This is a genomic window from Paraburkholderia madseniana, assembly GCF_009690905.1.
Classification (GTDB): domain Bacteria; phylum Pseudomonadota; class Gammaproteobacteria; order Burkholderiales; family Burkholderiaceae; genus Paraburkholderia; species Paraburkholderia madseniana.
The window spans coordinates 1-22265 of record NZ_VOSW01000023.1; the positions used below are offsets into that span (position 1 = coordinate 1).

The following is a 22265-nucleotide window of genomic DNA, read 5'->3' on the forward strand; positions in this document are numbered from 1 at the left end:
ACGCTGGGTTCGATGAGCGGGATGTGGAAACGGGGTTACGGCGAGGTTATTGGGGCACCGCCAGACGAAAGAGGCGGCAACAGACAAACCGAGCCTACCGCTACCGCGCCACATCTCGACTCTACCGCCTACGGAAGTTCGCCGTCGGACCAGGTCCAGCCAGGTCCAGCCAGCTTCAGTCAATCGACAAAGACTTGCGACCGTCCGCTAACGAACCGGCGGGCGACGCGCCCTATAACTCAGCTAATCGGCAGCACTTCAGGAAACCGCGACGCTGTCGTTAACGATTAGACCAAGAGCCGAAACAGTCGGCTGCATCTGATTTGCCTGGAGTACATTCCGGCCGCTCTCTCAGGTTCTGGCAGCGTTTTCCCCTCGGAAATACCAGGACCTTTCCAAGCCGATCCTTTATGGGATCGGTTTTTTTTCGTCCGGCTCCCCCGCGCACTCGGCGATAGCCGGGCGTTGCTAGCATGCGCGGATCAGCCGGTGTTAGGTGCCAAGCTGTGGACGGTGCGGCATCCAGTCTAGCCAACCCCGGCTATCGTTGGCTATCCACTCGCGGGCCTCGGCATCGTCGGTGAAGCCAGTGATCTGCTGTTCGTAACCGTCAGGCCACGTAGCTCGCACGAAATACCCCGATCGGTCATTGAGTTGCACCGCTTCAAACGTGATGCTTTGCGCATCGCTCATCTTGGCCCCCGTATTTTTTGTGTCTCGATCATACGGCGCTGGACGGGTGTCCTGTTGGAATCCGGGTTCTAATCCGGCAGGCGGAGGACAACGTGGTTTGCCAGGATAAGAAGTTGCCCGTCAACGATTGTCAGGCGATTAAGTGCGCTCCCCGGGAAAGGCGATCGGAATTTCTTCGGCGCGAAGTCGGCATCCGCCCACCAGAATTAAAGTAAGAATCCCCGATGCGTGTTCCCCGCTGTGAAGGAAACGGAGCCAAGGCCCTGCCCAAACGCAACCGCCGGTATGCGGTAGACTGAAGACTACGCACCACCTTTCGCAAAGGTTATATGCGATACGGAACAGAAGATTCTGCGGAGATCACACGTCTGCTTCTGTTAGTTTTCACGGAACTGCCGCGACCCGACATTGCTGCAGGTTTGGATCGCTATCTTTGGAGGCATGCCCGCTTTGGATTCGCAGAGCAGCTTGCCGACGCATTGGACGACGTTCGGTCGGGTTCAGCCGGCCACTTTCTGTATCACAAAAAAAGCGGCCTCCTGTTCGCGCACGTAGAGTTTGGTTATCACCAGTTACTCCTCGCACACTTGTGCGCGCTGCACAAAACGGATTTTTCCCGCGAGCAGTTGAAATGGAACGTGCATCAGTTTCACTACGCGGACCCAATCAAAAAGCTTTCTGACGAGTTCGTAGACGAAGGGTATGGACTGTTTCTTTCGACCTGCTCGGACGAAAAGCGTATCACCGTCGGACAGATCTTCGCATGGGAAGCACTTGAGCAATCAGCCTTTGGGAGTTTCGAACGAGACGTGATTTGATTATTGCTACCATCATTTCAGAATCGGAATCGCCGAACGCCGCAACTGCGAGAAAGCGCAACGTCCGCAAAAGGCAGAGCTACAGCCGTTCACGAGCAGTCTGCTGACGGGCCGTTGTGGGTCGTATTGGGAACGTCGAGATAAAGTTGACATGCCCGGGGTTAATTCCTAAACACCGACGACAGCTTCCAAAGAACGTCGTTCACGCTTCCGAGCCACCACACATCGTGTGGAGCGTCGGACAAACACGCCGCGCATGCCATGACCAAGTCGAACAGACTGTGCCGGTCAGTCGGTCGAAGCGCCGAAGCAGCGGCCGCACGAACGCGCCTTGCCCAGTCGCAGGCGCCCGGCGCTGAATGTTGCCTCACCACCGCAGTCGCACCTGCAAACCCACAAACCATCGCCAGCGTACCGATCGGTCGTCAGTTGGCCAAACACCTCACCGCCTCGCAGCGCAGGTGAGCCTGGACGGGACCGCCACACACGACGCTGCTCACGGCAGCCACAATCACGCGTTCTGCCGCCTTCTACCGCCTCCAACTCGGCAGTCACGTGGCCGCCGCAACGGCACCTCCAGAGCCACACATCGGCGCCGCGATATTGAAGCGCGACAAGGTGCCCAAAGGTGCGACCAGCGACATCGCGACTAGGCGGAAAGGGCCATTCAGGCGGCAAGGGGGGGCGGATACGCTGATTCACAAAAGGTAAATGGGATTCGGCATCCTACTCTCAAGGGCGTTGTCACATTAAAGTGTTGGAGTCGCAGTAGTTCGGTAGACTGATTTTTCCTCAAAAACCAGACGGATTTTGGCTAAGCTCAGTGAAACGATGCCACATGGCAAAGCGTTCGCCGAGTTGTTTTCGGTAGAGCGGCGCACGCAGTAGATGGCGCTTTAGCGCGAAATGTTGCCGGATCGGTCCGAAGCTCGACAGAAAAGCTTGCGTGCGTTTGGGATCACGAAAACCACGCAAGCGGCGCTCGCGTTCACGTGTAGGCTGCTGGCTGTTTTCAGCGCGGTTGTTAACCCGGGCACTGGCTTTGACGAAGACGTGCTTGACGTTGATCAGTTCTGGGATCTGGGCCTTTGCCGCAGGATAGCTGCGCAGCTGGTCGGTCACGATCTTGCGCGGTGCCTCGGGACAAGCGGCAAGAACGCGCTTGAAAAACCGCTTGGCTGCCGCCTTGTCCCGGCGTTTCTGCAGCAGGATATCGAGCTCTACGCCGCGCTGATCGACTGCTCGTCACAGCAGATAGGGCTCGCCGCAAAGTGTCACGAACATTTCGTCGAGGTGCCAGGTCGAGCCTGGCTTGCGACGCGCAGCCTTGACGCGATGCGCGAACCCCGCGCCGAACTTGTCGGCCCAACGCCGGATCGTTTCGTAGCTGACGATCACCCCGCGTTCAAAGAGCAACTCTTCAATGTCGCGATTGACACGCAAAGTCATATCAATGCCAGCGTACAGCGCAACCGATGACGGCAGCCGGAAAGCGGTGGCCGTGATAAAGCGATTTAGCATTCTTCATCACACGATCTTACGCGACAGATCCGGCAATGTGACAGGGCCCTCGTGACCATGTGGGACAAATCGCCGGCCTTGTAACGAGGGTCCTGTCGGAGCGATGCCAACGCTATTCGGGTGATCGAGTAGGGTGGTGCGATGAACGCTACCTGCTGTGTCGCGCGATTGATAGATGTAGTCGAACATTCCGCGATTTGACATCCCGCGCGACGATGAATGATCAGGTCATGTGCCCTAGATCGTCGAGGCAGTTAGAGTGCCACGACTTCTTCCCCCAGCATACATATTGACGCCCGCATCGGGGTCAAACGCATACGCCAGCGCTGAGTGGAATGTCAAAGGCTCCGGTTGTACCTTTTCTCCATGAACTCCGACAGTCGCTGTTGAAAATCCTGCAGGCCGGGGTAATCACCGACGAGCACCATTTTTTATTTCAAGGTCTTCGTGAAGTCCTCCAGTCATGCCGTTCATCGAAGTAATGCGAGTCATGGGAGTTTACACTCGCTATACTGGTGTTAGCCTGGAGGAGGGTACTGCAATTGCGATTTAATCGACTGGATTTGAATCAACTGGTCGTCTTGGATGCGATACTCGCCGAGCGAAGCGTGGGGCGTGCAGCTGACCGCGTATTTCTGAGTCAGCCGGCGATGAGCAACGCGCTTGCGCGGTTAAGGAAGTATTTCGACGACGATCTCGTGCAGCAGGTCGGAAAAAACATGGTGTTGACGCCAATGGGGGAGAGCCTTGTAAAGCCGGTACGTGATGTCCTTCTGCAAGTACAGGCGATTACGACAACGCGCCCGAGTTTCGATCCGTCCACGTCAACCAGAAAAATGACGATCGAGGCCTCTGACTACATGATCAATGTCTTTCTTGCGGACGTTCTGCAGATAGCGTGGAGGGAGGCGCCGAACATGCAATTCGATCTGCGTCTGATCAGTACGCAATCTCATGAGAATCTCGATCGCGGGGAAATCGAACTGTTACTCGCACCGGACTTCTTCGCTTCGAAGAGCCACCCATCGGAAAATCTCTTCGCGGAAACATTCGTGTGCATAGTGTGGAACGGGAACCAGGAAATCGCTTCGAGATTGTCCCGCCAAAAATACATGTCGATGGGACACGTTGCGGTCCAGTGGGGTTCTGGCGAATTGGTGTCGGCGGAAGAGGATTTCATGGTGAGACACGGCTTTGTGCGGAGAAGAGAGCTCGTGGCGCCGAGCTTTGCCGTGCTGCCGAGGTTGATTGTGGGCACGAACCGAGTAGCGACGATCCAGACGAGACTGGCCCACGCGATGGCGGAAATTTATCCAATGCGCGTACTCCCGTGCCCGGTACCTACACCGCAAATTGTCGAGATGGTGCAGTGGCATAAATATCAGGAGCGGGATCCGGCCATCTCGTGGTTCAGGGGGCTACTCACGCGCGTGGCGCAATCCTTCGGATCGACGACGTCGTCCGGCAAGGTAAGAGGCGGGGGACGCAAGGCTCAGGCACCGACCGCTCGTTAGCGACGGGTAGGCCGCTTCTCATTCGCACTGTGCGTTGCAAGCAGGACACCGAATGTGGCCGCATCTCCAGTCCACAGGCCGCGACATCCTGTTTAAAGAATGGGAAAGTTCGCGTTAGCACGGCTCGTCGCGGTCTCTACAAAGCGGATGTTCCGGCGATTCACGGCCCGTCCTTACTGTGAATGACGGCATTAGCTTGGGGGCGAACCTGTACAGGCTGTTACCGCCCTTCGTGCTCTCTGGCAGATCGTGGGTGTCTCAGGGCGAAGCTGCGCCGCTGGTCGAATGTTTGATCTGGAAGGCTCCGGCGCCGCTGAACCTGACCTCAAGCCCTTGGCTTGCCAGCCAATCGGCTGCGTGTTCATGCTTCTCGACGGTACGTTGAACGGAAGGCCGTCTGGCGAGTTTCTCGTTGTGCCGGGCGAAGTGAGTGTACGGCGATGTGTCGAAGTCTGTCCCAGCGACGCGAAACCAGACCCAGTTGATGTAAGCATCAACGATGGACCACGTATCGCCATACCACCATTCGTTCTTCGACAGACGCGAGTCGATCAGTTCGAAGTTGGGACGCATTGCATCTTCCGCCATTGCGAATACACGCGGAGCAGCATCAGGAGTATCGCAAAAATACTGGGGAATGCGCAGCCGAGTGACGATGGGATGCAGCCCGGACGCGCAGAAGCACAGATCAGCCAGAGCCTGTGCGTAAGCGAAGGCGTCGGTGCATCTGGGCAGCAGGTTTGAGTTCGGAAATCGTTGAGCTAGCCATGTCAATATTGCAACGTTCTCGGTGAGCGGTTTTCCGTCGACGACGAGAAGGGGAACCTTGCCCTTTGGATTGAGCACACGGTAACCCTCAGACAGGTGGTCCCCTCTGACGAACGAGACGAGTTCGGTTTCGTAGGGGTGACCAATCTCCTCGAGAGCGATCATGGTCACTCGCGCGCAGGTATTCGGCGCGAAATGAAGGGTGATTTGCGTCATCTAGAGTCTCCATGCAAGAACAGTATCGAAGTCCGAGGGGTGGCGAATACTACTGCTAGCCTCCGGACTGTCGGCTGGTTTAGTAGTCGTTCATCAGCTCAAGGATTGCGCTGTGAAGTAGTTCGCCAGGTTTGGCATTGGGGTCGTTCTCTCCTAGCCACTCCTGCTTCTCCCATGTCGAGATCTGGTTGCAGGAGTCGAAAACGAAGCGCACACGCTCAAACCGGCGACGCATGAATTCGTCCAGAACTTCCTGCAAACCTGAATCGCGTCCCAATAGCTCACCGAGCAATACGGCATCTTCGATAGCCATTGCCGCACCCTGGGCGAGATGCGGTGTTGCTGCATGCGCGGCATCGCCAATCAAAATGGTGCGGCCGCGGTACCATGGATCTGGCATCAGGAGGGTTTCCATGGGCTTGTAGACGACCGCGGCTGAGTCTGTAATCCTCTCGCGCAGTTGCGCGACGGGTCCGGTGTATGCTGACAGGCGCTGGCGCATGTTGTCTGCGAGTTGAGCGCGGTCCATCCAGGGATTGCCTGGCTCCGAGGACACGAGAAGCATATACATTTCTTTCTCCGCCATTGGAACGAGGCCGACCTTGCTATCGGGGCCAAAGAACATTTCTCCCCATGTCACGCTGGGAAGGCGGGGCAGGTTGTAGCGCCATACCGCCTGCCCGATATAAAGCGGACGATATTTATCGCCAAAGAGCAACTCCCGAACCTTCGAATAGATACCGTCTGCTCCAATCACCAGATCGTAGCTGCTTGAGGTTCCGTCAGGAAACGTCACGCGCACCGCGTTACCTTCATCGTGGATCGCATCGATAGTGGTTCCGAGGCTTACCGTTGCGCCGGCTGACAGTGCTGCATCGGAAAGGATCTTCTGCAGACGGGGTCTGGTGATGCCATTGTTCTCCGGATAGGCAGGCGCCGCGGCACAGGTTGACGGCGCGTCCATCAGGTGATTCCCATCCTTGTCATGTATGCGCCATCCCGGAAATCCTGCACCATCCTCAGCACATTGCTGAGCCAGACCAATGCAATCCAGCGCGCGGAGCATGTTGTTGGGTTGGATAATGCCTACGCCGTAGACGGACCAGTTGGGGTTTTGTTCGACCATCTCGACATTGATGCCGTTGCGGCGCAATGCTATCGCTGCGGTTAGGCCACCGATTCCCGCACCGACGATGAGCACCCTTCGAATCGTGGGCATGGTTATCCTCCTGTTAGCTGTCGTTTATTGCATTAAGGTTGGTATGCTGGAACTGGGAGATCAGTCTCCCTCAAGGATCCCGTCTTCCAGATAACGAAATTCCCAGGCGGGCCGTTCCTGGAGCCACGCAGGCAGGTTATGAACGTAGTGTGCGAATGCAAACAGTGGCACCGGCCATTCGCGGGGGATCCAGTTGTCGTCGATGTAGTCACCGTCCGCTCCGTACTCCGCCTCTCCACCGGCAGGACAAGGGAAGTAGTAGAAGAGAGCCGAATCGATGCGGTGTCTGCCCAGTCCCCACTCGGACTTCGCCCATCCCTTCCGTTCCATATAGTTGGCCCCCGTCATGATCTCGTCGATATCTTCGACGCCGAAGTTGGCATGGTCGAACTTTGGCTTTCCGTCCATGCCAAGCTGCGGCAGGTTGGCGTTGAGCAGGAAGAGGTTGTGGTGACAGTTGTTGCCTTCGGCACGGCAATAGATACCAAAGTGATGCTGATAGTCCGAGAGCCGGAAATGCAGACGATCGCGGAAGAACTCGAACGACTTCCTGAAGTCCTTCACGGCAAAGACAACGTGCTGGATTACTTTTGGGCGCGCTCGCGTTCGCCATTTTCTGTGGGTATTGAGCCGCCGCACGACGCCGGGAGCATTTACAGCGTCAGGCGCGTAGACAACGGATTTTCTGTCGAAGACCTGGAGCCCAAGGGGAAGACCGCAGTCGCTCAGGAAGTGAGCCACACCGTCCCGCGTGGTAGTGACATCGCGGTCCCGCGAAAGGTCGGCAACAAGCGCGTCGAGCTCGTCAGCTGAGTCTACGCCCCATACCACTTCGCGAACGCCCGGACCGATCAGTGCGGAATCCGGCAGAAGAGGGTCTGCAAGTTGACGGATGACGACTGACGATCCCTCTTCAAGTTGGAAGGTCGAATTTTGGTCATCACCTGCAATCAGGGGAAGTCCAAAATCACTGAAGAATCGCGTGCTGAGTGCGACATCCTCAACACCGTAAACGAGCGACTTGATACCAATAATCGGCATATGGAACCTTTAGAATAACTGAAAGAAATGTGCTCTCAGAGGACTAACGGAAATAGTCTCAGCGCTGCCGGGCGCGAAAATTTCAGGAGAACGGTGACGTCGTTCCCCGATCGCGTTGAGGCATACGATCCAGAGGACGGAATGTGGGATTCATTGTTGCTGTCTCCTATGGCATCGGTACCGGCTTGCGGTCGTCGCCTGTTTTCGAACGGGTACCTGAATGATCCGTCACGAGAAGGCGTTTCTCAACTTGATTGTTTAAATGCGACCAATTCACGGCGTGAATGTTTGTCGCAGTCGTGAAAGAAGATGAACTATCCGATGGATAGGCACTTTCCGGACACTACTGGCTAGTAGTGGTTTTTAAGGTGACCGCCTACGGAGCCCGCAACTATAGGTTTGTGAGCGCGATAAAACGCTTGGTCGAGCGTTTGCTCTTCAACCATAGGGATCGCGTTGGAGCCTCCTACGGCGCCTTCGTCGTTGATGCCAGACAACGCACCACCTTCAGATACAAATCGAACGCTCGGCTATCTAGTGCTGTTGGCCTGGGATAGAGCGCACAGCAACGCCCAGGTGTCTTCCAGGGTCGGTCGCTGTTCGCTCCGACATGCGGGTGGACTGTAGGCAGGAGCGGCCAGCTACCGTTGATTTCATCATGGTGGAGTTCAGCGACTTATACATTCATCGGGTGAATGTGTGAGATTCAAATAATCAAGTTGAGAAAAACCAATTCGCATTCGATGATTGCACACATGAACCGTGTGCCGGTCATGCCAGAAGTCCGGGCGACGCTGTAGTCCGCCGCAGGCATTTCGCGAGGGTGTCGGATGCTGCACACGAGACAGTAAAAAAGGAATCGACAGACGATTCTGTCAAGGAGACGTCAATGTTGGCTGAGCGCGACCCGACCCGAACTCGCAGACGGTGGACCGCGGGCATCTCCGTCCGCTGAAACGCCAGCGCGGAGAATCGCAGCGCGTTCGTGCCTCTCTCATCTCACCGGCGGGAACGACAGCATCGATCTAGCGCAATTCCAGAACCCAAGGGACGTCCGGAGAGTTCGCTTTCGTGCGTCCTGGGGGCTGCGCATACAAGGATTTTCAACGGGGCAGGATGGCAACTGATGGCATCCGAATTCCCATGCAATGCCGCGAAATTGAATCTGGAGGAGTTGAGTGAACAAGGTAATTATTAGCTGTGCGGTGACGGGCGCGCTTCACACGCCGTCTATGTCTGAGCATCTTCCGCTGACCCCCGATCAGATCGCCGCGCAGGCTATAGAGGCAGCGGAAGCAGGAGCCGCCATCCTGCATCTGCACGCCCGTGACCCGATCGACGGCCGACCGACTGCTGACCCTGCTGTGTTCTCGGCGTTCGTTCCGCGCATTGCTGAGCAGACGGATGCGGTAATCAACATCACCACGGGAGGCAGCACAAGCATGACGCTGCAGGATCGGCTTGCGTACCCACTTCTTGCAAAGCCGGAAATGTGTTCCTTGAATATGGGTTCGATGAATTTCTCGATTCATCCAGTCGCGCGGAAGATAAAGCAATGGCGCTTCGAATGGGAGCGTCCCTATGTCGAAGGAACCGAGGACATCATTTTCCGGAACACATTCCGGGACATCGGTCACATTCTCCGCGAACTGGGCGAAGGGTGTGGGACCCGGTTTGAGTTTGAGTGTTACGACCTCGGCCACCTCTATAACCTCGCGCACTTCGTGGATGAGGGGCTTGTAAAGCCTCCACTTTTCATACAGTCGATCTATGGGGTGCTGGGCGGCATGGGTCCGGATCCAGAGAATCTGACCGTCATGCGCACAACGGCCGATCGTCTTTTTGGTCGTCAGAACTACCGCTTTTCGATCCTGGGCGCGGGGCGGCACCAGATGCCGCTTGTCACGCTCGGGGCCATTCTCGGCGGGAATGTCCGGGTTGGTCTGGAGGACAGTCTGTATCTCGGCCGCGGCCAGTTGGCGACGTCGAATGCAGAGCAGGTCCGCAAGATACGGCGAATTCTGGAGGAGCTATCCCTTGACGTTGCGACGCCTGATGAAGCTCGTGAAATGCTCGGCTTGAAAGGGCGTGGCAAGACGGCGTTCTAAGGGAGCCCGAAAGCTCGGCCCATTGAAACACTTGGCGCGCATGGTGAAACACACCATGGCCCTGATAGAGAGGAATGAAATGCTCGAATATTTTCCCAAGAACTATGTCTGGAATCTGTCCGCCAACCTTGCATTGGGGATGGGTGGAAACATCGGTGAAGTCGACGTAATTTGCCGGCAACTCGTGGAGGCGTCACTGCTTCCGGATAGCGAAGGGACGGAGTCTTTTTTCAAGGCCTGGTGTGACCAGGCGGAGCGTCTCGTGGAGCTCGCGGAAGACGACGAAGCACGTGGGCGGCGATTAAGCGCCGGGGCCAAGCTCGGGAGGGCAGCAACGTATTATCTGACAGCGGAGCGTATGCAGAATCGAGACTATGCGCCGCGGAAAATCGCCTATTCAAAGATGTTGGAGAGTTTTTCGCGTTTTACCGAGTTACACGAAGAAAACTGCGAGCGTGTTGAAATTCCGTACCAGGGCACGGTGCTCGCAGGTCTGTTCGTTCGGGCTGATCGTAAAGATGGAACGCCGGCACCGTGCATCGCTCACTTTAACGGCTTGGACAGCACAAAGGAAATGATCTACGGATCAGGGATCGCGCAGGCGTTGGCTCGCCGCGGTGTTTCGACCCTGATGGTTGACCAGCCCGGTGTGGGTGAGGCATTGCGTCTGCGCGGACTGCACGCCGTCGTGGAAAGCGAGATCTGGGGAAGTGCGGTGGCAGACTACCTTCAGACACGGCGTGATGTCGACTCTGACATGCTGGGTGTTTGCGCCTGGTCTCTTGGCGGCTACTACGCTCCGCGGGTGGCGGCGTTCGAGAAGCGCTACCGGCTTTGCGTTGCGTGGGGTGCGAATTTCAATTGGGGCGAGCTGCAGAAACGTCGTTTGGCGCGGGAGGGCGATCGCCCAGTGCCCCATTACTGGGAGCACGTTCAATGGGTTTGGGGCAAGGGGAGTCTGGACGAGTTTATGGCATTTGCTCCGCGAATTACGCTTGAAAATGTCATTGACCGGATTACGGTGCCGTTTCTGGTTACGCACGGCGCCAAAGATCGTCAGATTCCTCTGGAGTACGCGCATGCGCAATACGATGGCGCGGTCAATAGTCCGAAGCGTGAACTGAAGTTCTTCACGGCCAAAGAAGGGGGTGTTGAGCACGTCAGCGCGGACAACATGAGCAATACGCGGGATTACATCGCCGACTGGGTCAGCGAAACGTTCGCGGAAATCGGCGCAATGGGAGTACGGAAATGAGTCGCACGTTCGTTGACCTGTCGATCTATTTGGAAAACGATGTTGTCTCCGATCCGCCAGTCTATCGGCCGAAAATCGACTACGTCGATCATACGAGGTCACTTCCTGAACTCGTCAACTTCTTTCCGGGCCTGCGGCCAGAGGACCTGCCGGACGAAGAGGCGTGGGCTATCGAGCGCGTCGAGCTCATCACGCATAACGGTACGCACCTCGATGCGCCTTATCATTTTGCGTCGACGATGGACGGTGGTAAGCGCGCTATCACGATCGACGAGGTTCCACTCGATTGGTGCTTTCAGCCGGGCGTGAAGCTAGACTTCCGCCATTTTCCCGATGGATACGTCGTCCAGCCCAAGGACGTCGAGGCGGAGTTGGACCGGATTGGCCATGAACTGAAGCCGCTCGAAATTGCGGTGATCAATACGTCGGCAGGAAAGCGATACGGTGCCGACGATTACGTGAGTGCCGGCTGCGGCATGGGCGCGGCAGCTACCCTTTACCTGCTTGAACGCGGGGTAAGAGTCACAGGCACGGACGGATGGAGCTGGGACGCCCCGTTTGTGCACACAAAGACGAAATTCGCCGAGACCGGTGATCCCTCGCTGATATGGGAGGGGCACAAGGCGGGTCGGCAGGTGGGCTACTGCCATCTAGAAAAGCTGCATAACCTCGAGGTACTTCCCTCCGACGGATTCACGATCGCCTGCTTTCCGTTCAAGATCCGCGCAGCATCGGCAGGCTGGACCCGGGCGGTTGCGATCTTGGACACGTGAGACGGGCCGGTATCCCGGGTTGGGAGACCGTAGTTGAGCGGGTAAATGCGACTAGCGTTGCCATGGTTGTGTCACGCCTGCGGACACAGGATCGTGGCACCAGGTGAAGGGAAGGAGAAGTTGATGTCTGGTACGGAAAGGTCGCTACGCGTGATGGTGGAGCACTGGCTAGCTCCTGATCCTGCGAAGGGTGTTCGGGTTACGGAATTCCGGAACAGACGATCCAGACGCGAATGCTATGTATGCGTCGAGACAATGAGAGCCGCAGGCCCGATCGCACTGTTCTTTTTTCGTCATCAGGACGGGGCGTGGCGCCTATTCCCGCCGGGCCCGGAACGACCGGCAATGCGCACCGCCTGAGATTCGAAGAATTTTGACCTCACTGTTTTGACGAAGGCGAGGACGAAATATTGGAGAACGTGCCGACCGCTCGGGGCATCAAGAGCTACAGCGCGATTCGGATAACGTCAACGTCGCGATCCCGGCTACGCAATTAACGGATATGCCGGTGGTGTCGGGCGCGCGCGCGGGGCAATCAGGCAGTCACAGATTAGGAGAAGGAGAACGGAAAAAACTTTGCATTACTTATAAATATAAGAAAGAACGAGTATGAAAGATCGGATTAAAAATGACTATATATATTTGGAGACGATTATGCGTTGGAGAAAAAGTCTGGAGGCAGCGGTTCTGTTCGGGGTGCTTGGCCTTTCCGGAAAGGCCTACGCCACCGAAAATGGACTGCAGAGCTATCCTATTGGGATCGATACCGTTTTGAATGCCATTGTGCCCGCCCCAGGCACAACGCAGTTCTACGATTACTCGACGTTCTATACAGCGAGCCGGTTTGTCGGCCAGAACGGCGGAAGCGCTATCCCGGGTTTCAAGGTTAATGTATTCGCAATGGCGCCGCGCGTATTGCACACATGGGGAGAAACGTTAGGGCCGGTTACTTTCACATCCGGGTTCGCCCTGCCTATCGTTCATGCTGGGACGACTCTGCCCTTTGGAAGTGCCAACCGATGGGGCTTCGGGGATCTGACGATTCACAGTCTGAATATTGGATACTCCAACCCGGATAAGACTTTCTTTGGTTTGCTCGCACTGGATTTCGTGTTGCCGATAGGTTCGTATTCGGCATCGCGCTTGGTCAACACGGGATCGAATACCTATGCGTTCATTCCTGCCCTGAAGGTGACAGCCGTTCCGTTCCCACGTTCTGAGTTCTCGGCGACACTTGGCTATGAAATCAATTCGCCCAATCACGCAGACGGTTACCACTCGGGGAATCTGGTCGTCTTGGACTGGGTTGCTGGGTACTCGGTCCTGCCGAAGCTTCAACTTGGGGTGCAGGGCTACGTCCTGCAACAAGTGACCAATGACACCCAAAACGGCGCGCCAGTGGGCGGGAATGGGTTTCGCGGAAGAGCATACGCTATCGGTCCGCAGATCCGGCTCAATTTCACACGTGATTCCGGGATCGTTTTTAAATGGCAACACGAGTTCGACGTCAGGAATCGGCCGAAGGGCGATCGGGCCTGGATTGAGTTCACCTTTCCTCTCAATCTATAAGGGGGAGGGAACACAAGAACACAAGTTGGTTGGCCGCTGATATGAGCTCAGATTTTCGCGATGAACAGCAGCATGGTGTGCCATCGCCATTCATGGCTTGAATGAACCGGATTCAAATCATCAACTTGAATGTAGGAATACGCATGCCCATCATGTTGGGAGCGACGATACGTTGCCGGGTGAAAGTCCATGTTATGAAGTCGATTGGGTTTGGAAGAGGAAGGGCCCGGTGGCCCAACTTCGTGATTTGAGCCATTCACGCATACAGAGAGCAAGCGCATGCAGACTTACGATTTCGATCTTTTTGTCATTGGCGGTGGTTCAGGCGGCGTCCGCGCGAGTCGCGTGGCGGCAGGGTATGGGGCGAGGGTTGGCATCGCAGAAGCTTTCCGGCTTGGCGGAACATGTGTGATTCGTGGTTGTGTGCCCAAGAAACTCATGATGTACGCATCACAGTTCAGGAGCGCCTTTGAGGATTCGAGAGGGTATGGCTGGACGCTCGGATCATACGTTCATGACTGGGCTGCCATGGTCGCGGCGAGGGACAAGGAAATAGACCGACTCGAAGGCGTCTACCGCAGCTTGCTCGATAAGTCTGGGGTTGCGGTTTTCAGTGGCCGTGCGGAATTGGATGGGCCGCATCGGATCCGCCTGAATGGCGAGGTGATTACTGCGAAGGTCATTCTTCTCGCAACGGGTGCGACGCCCGCACGGCTTGACGTGCCCGGAGCAGAGTTCACGGTGACCTCAGACGAAGTATTCAACTTGCGGGACGCGCCGCGCCGCGTGGCGATTGTCGGGGGAGGCTACATCGCATGTGAGTTTGCAGGCATCTTCAATGGCCTGGGTACGCAGGTGGTTCAACTGCATCGTGGGAGCCAGATTCTTCGTGGGTTCGACGACGAACTCCGTTTCCACCTCGCGGACGAAATAGCACGTACCGGTGTCGACCTTCGTCTTGGTGTCGACGTGACGGCGGTGGAACGCGCACGAGACGCGCTGTCCGTTCATCTGTCGAATGGATCGGTGTGCGAGGTAGATGCGGTGATGGTTGCCACCGGCCGTCACTGTGCCACTAGCGGGCTACGCCTGGATACGGTTGGAGTCGGCGTTGACGGAGACGGTGCGATCAAGGTGAACGAATTCTCTCGCACGACCAACCCGCATGTCTATGCCGTGGGCGATGTCACCAATCGGCTCAAGCTGACCCCGGTCGCGATTCATGAGGGGCATGCGTTTGCGGATACAGTGTTCGGGGAGCAATCTCGCGCGATCTCGCATAACAACGTCCCATTTGCTGTATTCAGCCAACCACAAGCGGCCTCTGTCGGGCTTAGCGAAGAGCAAGCGAGAGCGCAGTTTGACGACGTCAAGATATACGGGAGCAGTTTCCGCCCAATGCGGGCAGCGCTTTCATTGCGCGAAGAGCGCGCCCTTGTGAAGCTCGTCGTGGATGGAAAGACGGACAGGGTGCTTGGGGCTCATATTGTGGGGGCCGACGCCGCGGAGATCATTCAGGGGCTGGCAATTGCTCTCAAGGTAGGGGCGCGGAAGGCTGACTTTGACGCGACGCTTGGTGTGCATCCGACGCTTGCTGAAGAGTTTGTTACGTTACGGACGGCGCGCTGATTGACAATTTCGGACTCCATTCATTTTGGAAACGGAGATAGTTGATATTTTTGCACTCGACGCCTGTCATGGTACTTCGCGCATAGTGAACAAATTTTTAGCAAAAAAGAGGAGTCTTCACCTGATGAACACGAACCCTCATGTCTCTTTGCTGGCAGTTTGCGGCAGCCTGCGAGCGCAGTCTTACTCCACGGCCGTACTGCGGACGCTGATTGACCATGTGTCTGATAACGTGCGCGTGGAGCGGGCAGCAATTAGTTCTTTGCCGTTTTACAACCAGGATCTGGATGATGAACAGACGCGGCCGGTGGCAGTCACGGCATTCAAGGAGAGGATTCGCGAGTGTGACGGGTTGCTTGTCGTCACGCCTGAATACAACCATGGTTTGCCGGCGGTACTGAAAAACGCCATTGATTGGGCATCCCGGCCGGCTTATGAGTCGGTATTGAAGGACAAGCCGGTAGTGTGTATTACTGCCTCTCCCAGCCTGTATGGAGGGGTGCGGGCGCACGTCCATCTTCAGCAGTTATTTGCCTCCACGCTGTCTCGTCAGATCATCATGCCCCCAGTTGCTCTGGGGGGCATTGGCGGCAAAGTCGTGAACGGCATACTGTCGGATGGAATTTCGCTGGATTTGGCAATCGGTGCGCTGCAGCGGTTGGTCGAATTTGTGAGGCAGGAGAGACAGTCGTAAAGTTTTTCTGCGGGCGAATTGCGAGCATATGCTTCCGGCAGTTCGTACGGCGCCTCTCGCAGCGAAGGCCGTGGACTCTGCGTAGCTTGCTATATTTTGTTCAATTGACATGCAGCGCACAATGAAAAGCTAATCTGACTGGAGACAGGTGTGCACCTTGGGGGTCTCGATCTGAATCTTCTGCTCGCGCTCGACGCCCTGCTCAGCGAGAAAAATGTTACGCGCGCCGCTGAACGCATGAACATTTCGCAACCGGGCATGAGTGCTGCGCTTCAGAAACTGCGTTGGCATTTTTCGGACCCATTGCTGGAAAAGGTGGGGCGACGGCTCGAATTGACGCCGCGTGCACGTACACTTGCACAGCCGGTCAAAAACATTCTGTTCGAAATTCGGACGCTTACCAACGGTGCTGAGGATTTCGACCCGGCGAAGGCGCAGCGGATTTTCCGCGTGTGCGCGTCCACTTACTGCAGCGATCTTCTAGCAATCCCCGTTATCAGATACCTGGGTAAGGTTGCCCCACAGGTCAGCGTTCAGTTCGATGATCTATTCTCCGATACGTTCGCGCGGCTTGTGGACGGTCAAATCGACATCGCAATTGCCATCCCCCAGCGGTTGCTGATGGAACCAGTCAATCTCAATGGACCGCTGTCCTCGGCGGACCTGTTTTCGGATCGATTGGTGCTTGCGGTCGCGAATGACAACAGCGCCGTAGGCAACACCATAAGTTTCGACGAGCTTTGCGAACTCCCCTACGTTGAAACCCGCTTTGCGGGCCAAACAGTGTCTATTAGCGAGCAGGCGTTGCGTCGACAACCGAAGCAGCCGCGGGTGAGGGCATGGTTCCCAAATTTTCAGTTGACACTCGACGCCGTTGCCCAAACTGGAGTGATCGCGACGGCGCCTGAAAAGTTGATCGCCATGCGCGGTGCGCAGCGTGTGCGGACACTACCTCTTCCGTTTGAAGTTCCTGATTTCGAAGAGCACGTCTACTGGCATCCGAGGAACGACCACGATGCGGGGCATCGGTGGTTCCGGGCGGTTCTTCAATCGGCCGCACAAGAACTGCAGGCAGGGCGCCAACGGCTGGAATACGAGTGACTTTTGGGTGTGTCTGCCTACGCGGCACCCACATGCGATTCAGGGATTCGGGTCGCCGGCGTTATATGTTTCATCGTTGCGAGCCCAAGCCGCTCACTTCTCCTGCCCGTCTGATTTTCACACTGTGGCTGTAGGGTCCATTACAGGTAGTGTCCAGCCTCCTTCCGGAACAACAGCGTGTCGCTCGCATAAGTCGGCGCTATAGCTGCAATCGCTACTGACGATTTCCCTTGTGTGTCTTAAACACGGACCATATGGGCGGTCGACAGTTGCAGCAGGCTTGAGAGGCAATTGGCAACGTTACCTGCACGGCTCGGTTGCGACGCGGAAGCCCCCGACTCTGTGAGCAACTGTCTTCTGTACGTGGTCGCCGCGCGGCGCAACCGGAACAAACTAATTAGTCAGGAGACGGACTCAAATGTATCCACTGCCCGATGGTCTATTTGCAGCCAGAAACCAATGGTACATAGCGGCATGGTCTGAGGAGGTGACGCGAGAGCCGATGGAGCGCTGGATTCTCGACGAGCCTGTCGCGCTTTACCGCACGGAGAGCGGCAAGCCTGTCGCTCTTGAAGGGCGTTGCCCACATCGCGGCTTTCCGCTGGGCAGAAGCCGCGTCTCCGGTGACAACATTCAGTGCGGTTATCACGGCATCACTTTTCGGCCCGATGGCAGTTGCGCCGCTATCCCGAGCCAGTCCGCTGTACCGGCAGCCTGCCGGGTCCGCTCCTATCCCATTGTTGAGCAGTGGCGGTGGCTTTGGATCTGGATGGGTGATCCAGCACTGGCGGACGAAAGCCTGATCCCGAGCGAGGATGAACTCGGTCTTGGCGATGGCGATCATCTGATCGTTAGCGGTGGTTATAACCTTGTCGCGGGTCGGTACATGCTTTTGCATGACAACCTGTTTGATCTGACGCATGTCGGATACCTGCACATGCCCAGCTTCGGAAGCGGCGGTGGCGCACAGGACACGGTTCCTGAAGTCAAAACGGGCCCGAACTGGGTATCCAGTGTCTATGCGCAGCGCAACGTCGACATTCCCGACTTCTTCTCCCGGTTCCTGCATTTCAGTGGCAAGGTGGACAGGGTGCAGGGACTCAAATTGTTATTGCCGTGCCTGCATGTTGGTGGTACTCAGATTTCTCTTCCGCAGAAAACCGATGCCACTCCGGGCGAGCTCTTGGGTTCATTGCGGGTTTATCACGCCGTGACGCCTGCCACCCGTCACAGCACCAACTATTTCTTCGCGGCGGGCCAGTCGTGGAGCAGTGATCGCAGCGTATCCCAGCAGTTGTTCGACTATCAAAAGAACCGCGTGATACCCGAAGACGTCATGGCCTCCGAATATATTGAGGAAATGATCCAGAAGAGTCGGTCGACTTCGGAGGTTCTTGTTAGAGCCGACGCGGTTTGCGTGACCGGGCGCCGGATGTTCGAGAAGATGATTCACGGCGAAATGACGCCCAATCCCGTAGAGCGACCGCTCACCGCATTGGGCTGATGGGAACGTCCTTGACCAAATCCTGCCGGCCGGTTCTCTCCGGAGGTCGGCTGGCGTCGTCTGCAGACTGAAAATACAATGAACCAGACAGTTTCTACAATCGCCGTCCGAGTTGTGCGCAAGCGGGTGGAGGCGAAAGATATATGTAGTATTGAGCTTGCCGATGCTCGCGGGGATATTCTGCCTGCGTTTTCGGCTGGCTCCCACATCGATGTCCATCTTCCGGGTGGTCTCGTCCGTCAATATTCGTTATGCAATCATCCGGGCGAAAGATACCACTACCGTATCGGCGTATTGCGCGATCCCAATTCTCGCGGTGGATCGATGGCAGTGCATGATTTGGTTGAGCAGGGCGACATCCTTCACATCAGTGCGCCCCGGAATCATTTTCAGCTGGCGTCTGCTGAACGGTACCTCATGTTCGCCGGTGGAATTGGTGTCACCCCTATCTTGTGCATGACGGAAGTGCTTTCCCGGAGCGACAGCGATTTTACTTTTCATTACTATGGCCGGTCAGCAGATAGGATGGCGTTTGCCGGACATATCACTGCATCGGCTTTTCGCGATCGTGTTCGTTTTCATCTCGATGATGAAACGGGCAAGCCACGACCAGCACTCGAGAAGGTATTTGCGCACGAAAGCCACGGGACGCATCTTTATGTCTGTGGACCAACGGGTTTCATCAATTGGATAGTCGATGCGGCTAAGGCTGCCGGTTGGACGCAAGAGCGGATCCATTACGAGTACTTTTCGCCTCCAGTGGCGGCGCCGAACGCTGAATGTTTTGAGATTGAACTGGCTCGCAGCGGCGGAATATTTACGGTGCCGGCAGAAAAATCGGTGGTCGCAGTCCTACGCGAGAACGGCATCGATTTGCCAGTGTCATGCGAGGCTGGAGTGTGCGGCACTTGCCTCACTCGGGTTCTCGCAGGCGACCCGGATCATCGAGATGTCTATCTTACAGACGAGGAACATGTTCGGAACGACCGTTTTACACCTTGTTGCTCGCGTTCTCTGTCACGACGTTTAGTGCTTGATCTTTAATCCGCTCGCGACGATGGTCTAGGTAGACATGTACGTTGTTCGGTAAAGAACTCGCGCAAAGCGTCTGTGATATCCGAGTACGGTGCGTCGTGTGTCAAATTGTGTCTATACCTGTTTGATCAGGCAGCCCAGCAGGGTGTACCTTTGCGCCGTCGTTATCGCATTGCTCGGTGATGAATTGATCGAGCAACTGAACCCGGAGCCGCTGGACTCAGAGAGCGCTAGCATGGCGGCCGCTGGCCGCATCATGTTTTTCGAGTTTCCAGAGCGTGACTGAGGACATGATGTTTTCAGGGTTTACCCCTGAATTGAACGTTGATCGCTAAGTTTCGCGACCGCACGTTGGCAGAAAAGGTCCGGTTTCGTGCGGCACGCGGAACGTTGCAGAGTAGCGATTTCGATCCTAAGTCATTGTTTGTCATGGAAAGTTCGTGCCATCGCCGTGTCTGAATGTACGTTGCGAGTTCAAACTTAAGTGAACAAAGTTCAAAGTTAAGCGAATCTCGACAACTGTCAAAGCGACATCCCTTCTTGAATTTGTCACCACCCGTCCATATAATTAGCACTCGCTGCACGAGAGTGCTAACAACATCGCCGGTTGGCGCAGCCAGCCGGGTTTTCTCAGCGTTCTTCAGTCTCAATCAAGAGAGGAGTATGTATGAACCTTCGTCCTTTGCATGATCGCGTGATCGTCAAACGTCTGGATCAAGAAACCAAGACCGCGTCGGGCATCGTGATCCCCGAAGCCGCAGCAGAAAAGCCGGATCAAGGCGAAATTCTGGCAGTCGGTCCGGGCAAGCGTGACGACAAAGGCGCACAAATCGCCCTCGACGTGAAAGTTGGTGACCGCGTCCTGTTCGGCAAGTACGCAGGCCAGACCGTCAAGGTCGACGGCAACGAACTGCTCGTGATGCGCGAAGAAGACATCATGGCCGTGGTGCAAAAGTAAGCGCCAGTCGCTACTTTTCCCGGTCATATCCCAAAGAATTCAAGGAGTTAGAAGATGGCAGCTAAAGACGTCGTATTCGGTGATTCCGCCCGTGCCAAGATGGTTGAAGGCGTGAACATCCTCGCGAACGCTGTGAAGGTCACGCTGGGCCCGAAGGGTCGCAACGTTGTCCTGGAACGCAGCTTCGGCGGCCCGACGGTCACGAAGGATGGTGTTTCGGTCGCGAAAGAGATCGAACTGAAAGACAAGCTCCAGAACATGGGCGCACAAATGGTCAAGGAAGTCGCTTCCAAGACCAGCGACAACGCAGGTGACGGCACCACGACCGCAACGGTTCTGGCTCAGTCGATCGTCCGCGAAGGCATGAAGTACGTTGCATCGGGCATGAACCCGATGGACCTGAAGCGCGGTATCGACAAGGCTGTGACCGCAGCGATCGAAGAACTGCGCAAGATCAGCAAGCCGTGCACGACCAACAAGGAAATCGCTCAAGTTGGCGCGATTTCGGCAAACAGCGATTCGTCGATCGGTGACCGCATCGCTGAAGCGATGGACAAGGTCGGCAAGGAAGGCGTGATCACGGTTGAAGACGGCAAGTCGCTGCAAGACGAGCTGGACGTGGTTGAAGGCATGCAATTCGACCGCGGCTACCTGTCGCCGTACTTCATCAACAACCCGGACAAGCAAGTTGCCGTGCTCGACAACCCGTTCGTGCTGCTGCACGACAAGAAGGTTTCGAACATTCGCGACCTCCTCCCGGTCCTGGAACAAGTCGCCAAGGCTGGCCGTCCTCTGCTGATCATCGCAGAAGACGTCGAAGGCGAAGCGCTGGCTACGCTGGTTGTGAACAACATCCGCGGCATCCTGAAGACGGTTGCTGTCAAGGCTCCGGGCTTCGGCGATCGTCGTAAGGCCATGCTGGAAGACATCGCGATCCTGACCGGCGGTCAAGTCATCGCTGAAGAAACCGGCCTGACGCTCGAAAAGGCAACGCTGGCTGAGCTGGGTCAAGCGAAGCGTATCGAAGTGGGCAAGGAAAACACGACGATCATCGACGGCGCTGGCGAAGGTGCAACGATCGAAGCGCGCGTGAAGCAAGTGCGCACGCAAATCGAAGAAGCTACGTCGGACTACGACCGTGAAAAGCTGCAAGAACGCGTGGCCAAGCTGGCTGGCGGTGTTGCAGTGATCAAGGTCGGTGCTGCGACCGAAGTCGAAATGAAGGAAAAGAAGGCACGTGTCGAAGACGCACTGCACGCAACGCGCGCGGCTGTGGAAGAAGGCATCGTTGCTGGCGGCGGCGTCGCACTGATCCGTGCACGTACGGCAATCGCTGGCCTGAAGGGCGCTAACGCCGATCAGGACGCAGGTATCAAGATCGTGCTGCGCGCGATGGAAGAGCCGCTGCGCCAGATCGTCACGAACGGTGGCGAAGAAGCCAGCGTCGTGGTGGCGGCTGTTGCTGCTGGCACGGGCAACTACGGCTACAACGCTGCAACCGGCGAGTACGTCGACCTGGTTGACGCAGGTGTCGTGGACCCGACGAAGGTGACGCGCACGGCGCTGCAAAACGCAGCTTCGGTCGCTGGCCTGCTGTTGACCACCGACGCTGCTGTTTGCGAACTGCCGAAGGAAGATGCTCCGATGGGCGGCGGTATGCCCGGCGGCATGGGCGGCATGGGCATGGACATGTAATTTCCGATTGAGCCTCACTTGGGCCTCGTTTGAGGCTCAGTTGGAAACACATGGGGAAGTGCGTCGCGAGGCGTGCTTCCCAAAACAAAAAACCCGCAGAAATGCGGGTTTTTTGTTTTGGGGCAAGGGGTTAGGTCGTCCGGTATTACGCGTG

17 protein-coding genes and 1 pseudogene are annotated in these 22265 nt (G+C 56.4%); 13 read left to right on the forward strand and 5 right to left on the reverse strand.

Annotated elements, in window-relative coordinates; genetic code table 11:
* Positions 1 to 492: 492 nt before the first annotated feature.
* Positions 493 to 693: a hypothetical protein gene (locus FSO04_RS13995; RefSeq protein ID WP_154560257.1), complete on the reverse strand. Its 201-nt coding sequence runs from the start codon at positions 691 to 693 to the stop codon at positions 493 to 495.
* A gap of 329 nt (positions 694 to 1022) precedes the next feature.
* Between FSO04_RS13995 and FSO04_RS14000 the strand changes: the two genes are divergently transcribed.
* A complete protein-coding gene (locus tag FSO04_RS14000) occupies positions 1023 to 1511 on the forward strand; it encodes a hypothetical protein (protein WP_154560258.1) in 489 nt (162 codons plus the stop codon).
* Between the two features lie 792 nt (positions 1512 to 2303).
* On the opposite strand, the pseudogene FSO04_RS14005 reads toward FSO04_RS14000, so the two are convergent.
* A pseudogene (locus FSO04_RS14005) lies at positions 2304 to 3039 on the reverse strand (IS6 family transposase).
* A gap of 556 nt (positions 3040 to 3595) precedes the next feature.
* Between FSO04_RS14005 and FSO04_RS14010 the strand changes: the two are divergent.
* Complete coding sequence (locus FSO04_RS14010) at positions 3596 to 4546, forward strand: LysR family transcriptional regulator (RefSeq protein WP_154560259.1); 951 nt, start codon at positions 3596 to 3598, stop codon at positions 4544 to 4546.
* Positions 4547 to 4804: 258 nt separating this feature from the next.
* Here FSO04_RS14010 and FSO04_RS14015 read toward each other — a convergent pair whose 3' ends face one another.
* The 3 genes from FSO04_RS14015 to FSO04_RS14025 form a co-directional block, all read right to left on the reverse strand.
* A complete protein-coding gene (locus FSO04_RS14015) occupies positions 4805 to 5530 on the reverse strand; it encodes a glutathione S-transferase family protein (protein WP_154560260.1) in 726 nt (241 codons plus the stop codon).
* A 79-nt stretch (positions 5531 to 5609) separates the two neighbouring features.
* Positions 5610 to 6749, reverse strand: a complete 1140-nt coding sequence (locus FSO04_RS14020) for an FAD-dependent oxidoreductase (protein ID WP_154560261.1) — start codon at positions 6747 to 6749, stop codon at positions 5610 to 5612.
* A 60-nt stretch (positions 6750 to 6809) separates the two neighbouring features.
* Entirely contained in the window at positions 6810 to 7790 is a 981-nt protein-coding gene (locus FSO04_RS14025; RefSeq protein ID WP_154560262.1) for a VOC family protein, read from the reverse strand.
* A 1178-nt stretch (positions 7791 to 8968) separates the two neighbouring features.
* Here FSO04_RS14025 and kce point away from each other — a divergent pair.
* The 11 genes from kce (at position 8969) to groL (ending at position 22111) form a co-directional block, all read left to right on the forward strand.
* Positions 8969 to 9898: a 3,5-dioxohexanoate:acetyl-CoA acetone transferase gene (kce, locus tag FSO04_RS14030; protein WP_168435679.1), complete on the forward strand. Its 930-nt coding sequence runs from the start codon at positions 8969 to 8971 to the stop codon at positions 9896 to 9898.
* A gap of 79 nt (positions 9899 to 9977) precedes the next feature.
* The gene (locus tag FSO04_RS14035; protein WP_154560324.1) at positions 9978 to 11153 is read left to right on the forward strand and encodes an alpha/beta hydrolase family protein; all 1176 of its coding nucleotides are present in this window, start codon (positions 9978 to 9980) and stop codon (positions 11151 to 11153) included.
* Positions 11150 to 11926: a cyclase family protein gene (locus FSO04_RS14040; protein ID WP_154560263.1), complete on the forward strand. Its 777-nt coding sequence runs from the start codon at positions 11150 to 11152 to the stop codon at positions 11924 to 11926. Before FSO04_RS14035 ends, FSO04_RS14040 begins: the two co-directional genes overlap by 4 nt.
* 609 nt (positions 11927 to 12535) lie before the next feature.
* Positions 12536 to 13495, forward strand: coding sequence for a SphA family protein (locus FSO04_RS14045; RefSeq protein ID WP_233464847.1), 960 nt, complete (start codon positions 12536 to 12538; stop codon positions 13493 to 13495).
* Between the two features lie 279 nt (positions 13496 to 13774).
* Complete coding sequence (gor, locus tag FSO04_RS14050) at positions 13775 to 15124, forward strand: glutathione-disulfide reductase (protein WP_154560264.1); 1350 nt, start codon at positions 13775 to 13777, stop codon at positions 15122 to 15124.
* A 124-nt stretch (positions 15125 to 15248) separates the two neighbouring features.
* Positions 15249 to 15818: an NADPH-dependent FMN reductase gene (locus FSO04_RS14055; RefSeq protein ID WP_154560265.1), complete on the forward strand. Its 570-nt coding sequence runs from the start codon at positions 15249 to 15251 to the stop codon at positions 15816 to 15818.
* A gap of 150 nt (positions 15819 to 15968) precedes the next feature.
* Positions 15969 to 16919 (forward strand): LysR family transcriptional regulator, encoded by a 951-nt coding sequence (locus FSO04_RS14060; RefSeq protein WP_168435680.1) that lies wholly within the window; start codon positions 15969 to 15971, stop codon positions 16917 to 16919.
* Positions 16920 to 17337: 418 nt separating this feature from the next.
* A complete protein-coding gene (locus FSO04_RS14065) occupies positions 17338 to 18423 on the forward strand; it encodes an aromatic ring-hydroxylating dioxygenase subunit alpha (protein WP_154560266.1) in 1086 nt (361 codons plus the stop codon).
* Between the two features lie 78 nt (positions 18424 to 18501).
* Positions 18502 to 19467, forward strand: coding sequence for a PDR/VanB family oxidoreductase (locus FSO04_RS14070; RefSeq protein WP_154560267.1), 966 nt, complete (start codon positions 18502 to 18504; stop codon positions 19465 to 19467).
* Positions 19468 to 20125: 658 nt separating this feature from the next.
* On the forward strand, positions 20126 to 20416 hold the full coding sequence (gene groES, locus FSO04_RS14075; RefSeq protein WP_007178996.1) for a co-chaperone GroES: 291 nt from the start codon (positions 20126 to 20128) through the stop codon (positions 20414 to 20416).
* A 54-nt stretch (positions 20417 to 20470) separates the two neighbouring features.
* The gene (gene groL, locus FSO04_RS14080) at positions 20471 to 22111 is read left to right on the forward strand and encodes a chaperonin GroEL (RefSeq protein WP_154560268.1); all 1641 of its coding nucleotides are present in this window, start codon (positions 20471 to 20473) and stop codon (positions 22109 to 22111) included.
* Positions 22112 to 22265 lie beyond the last annotated feature (154 nt).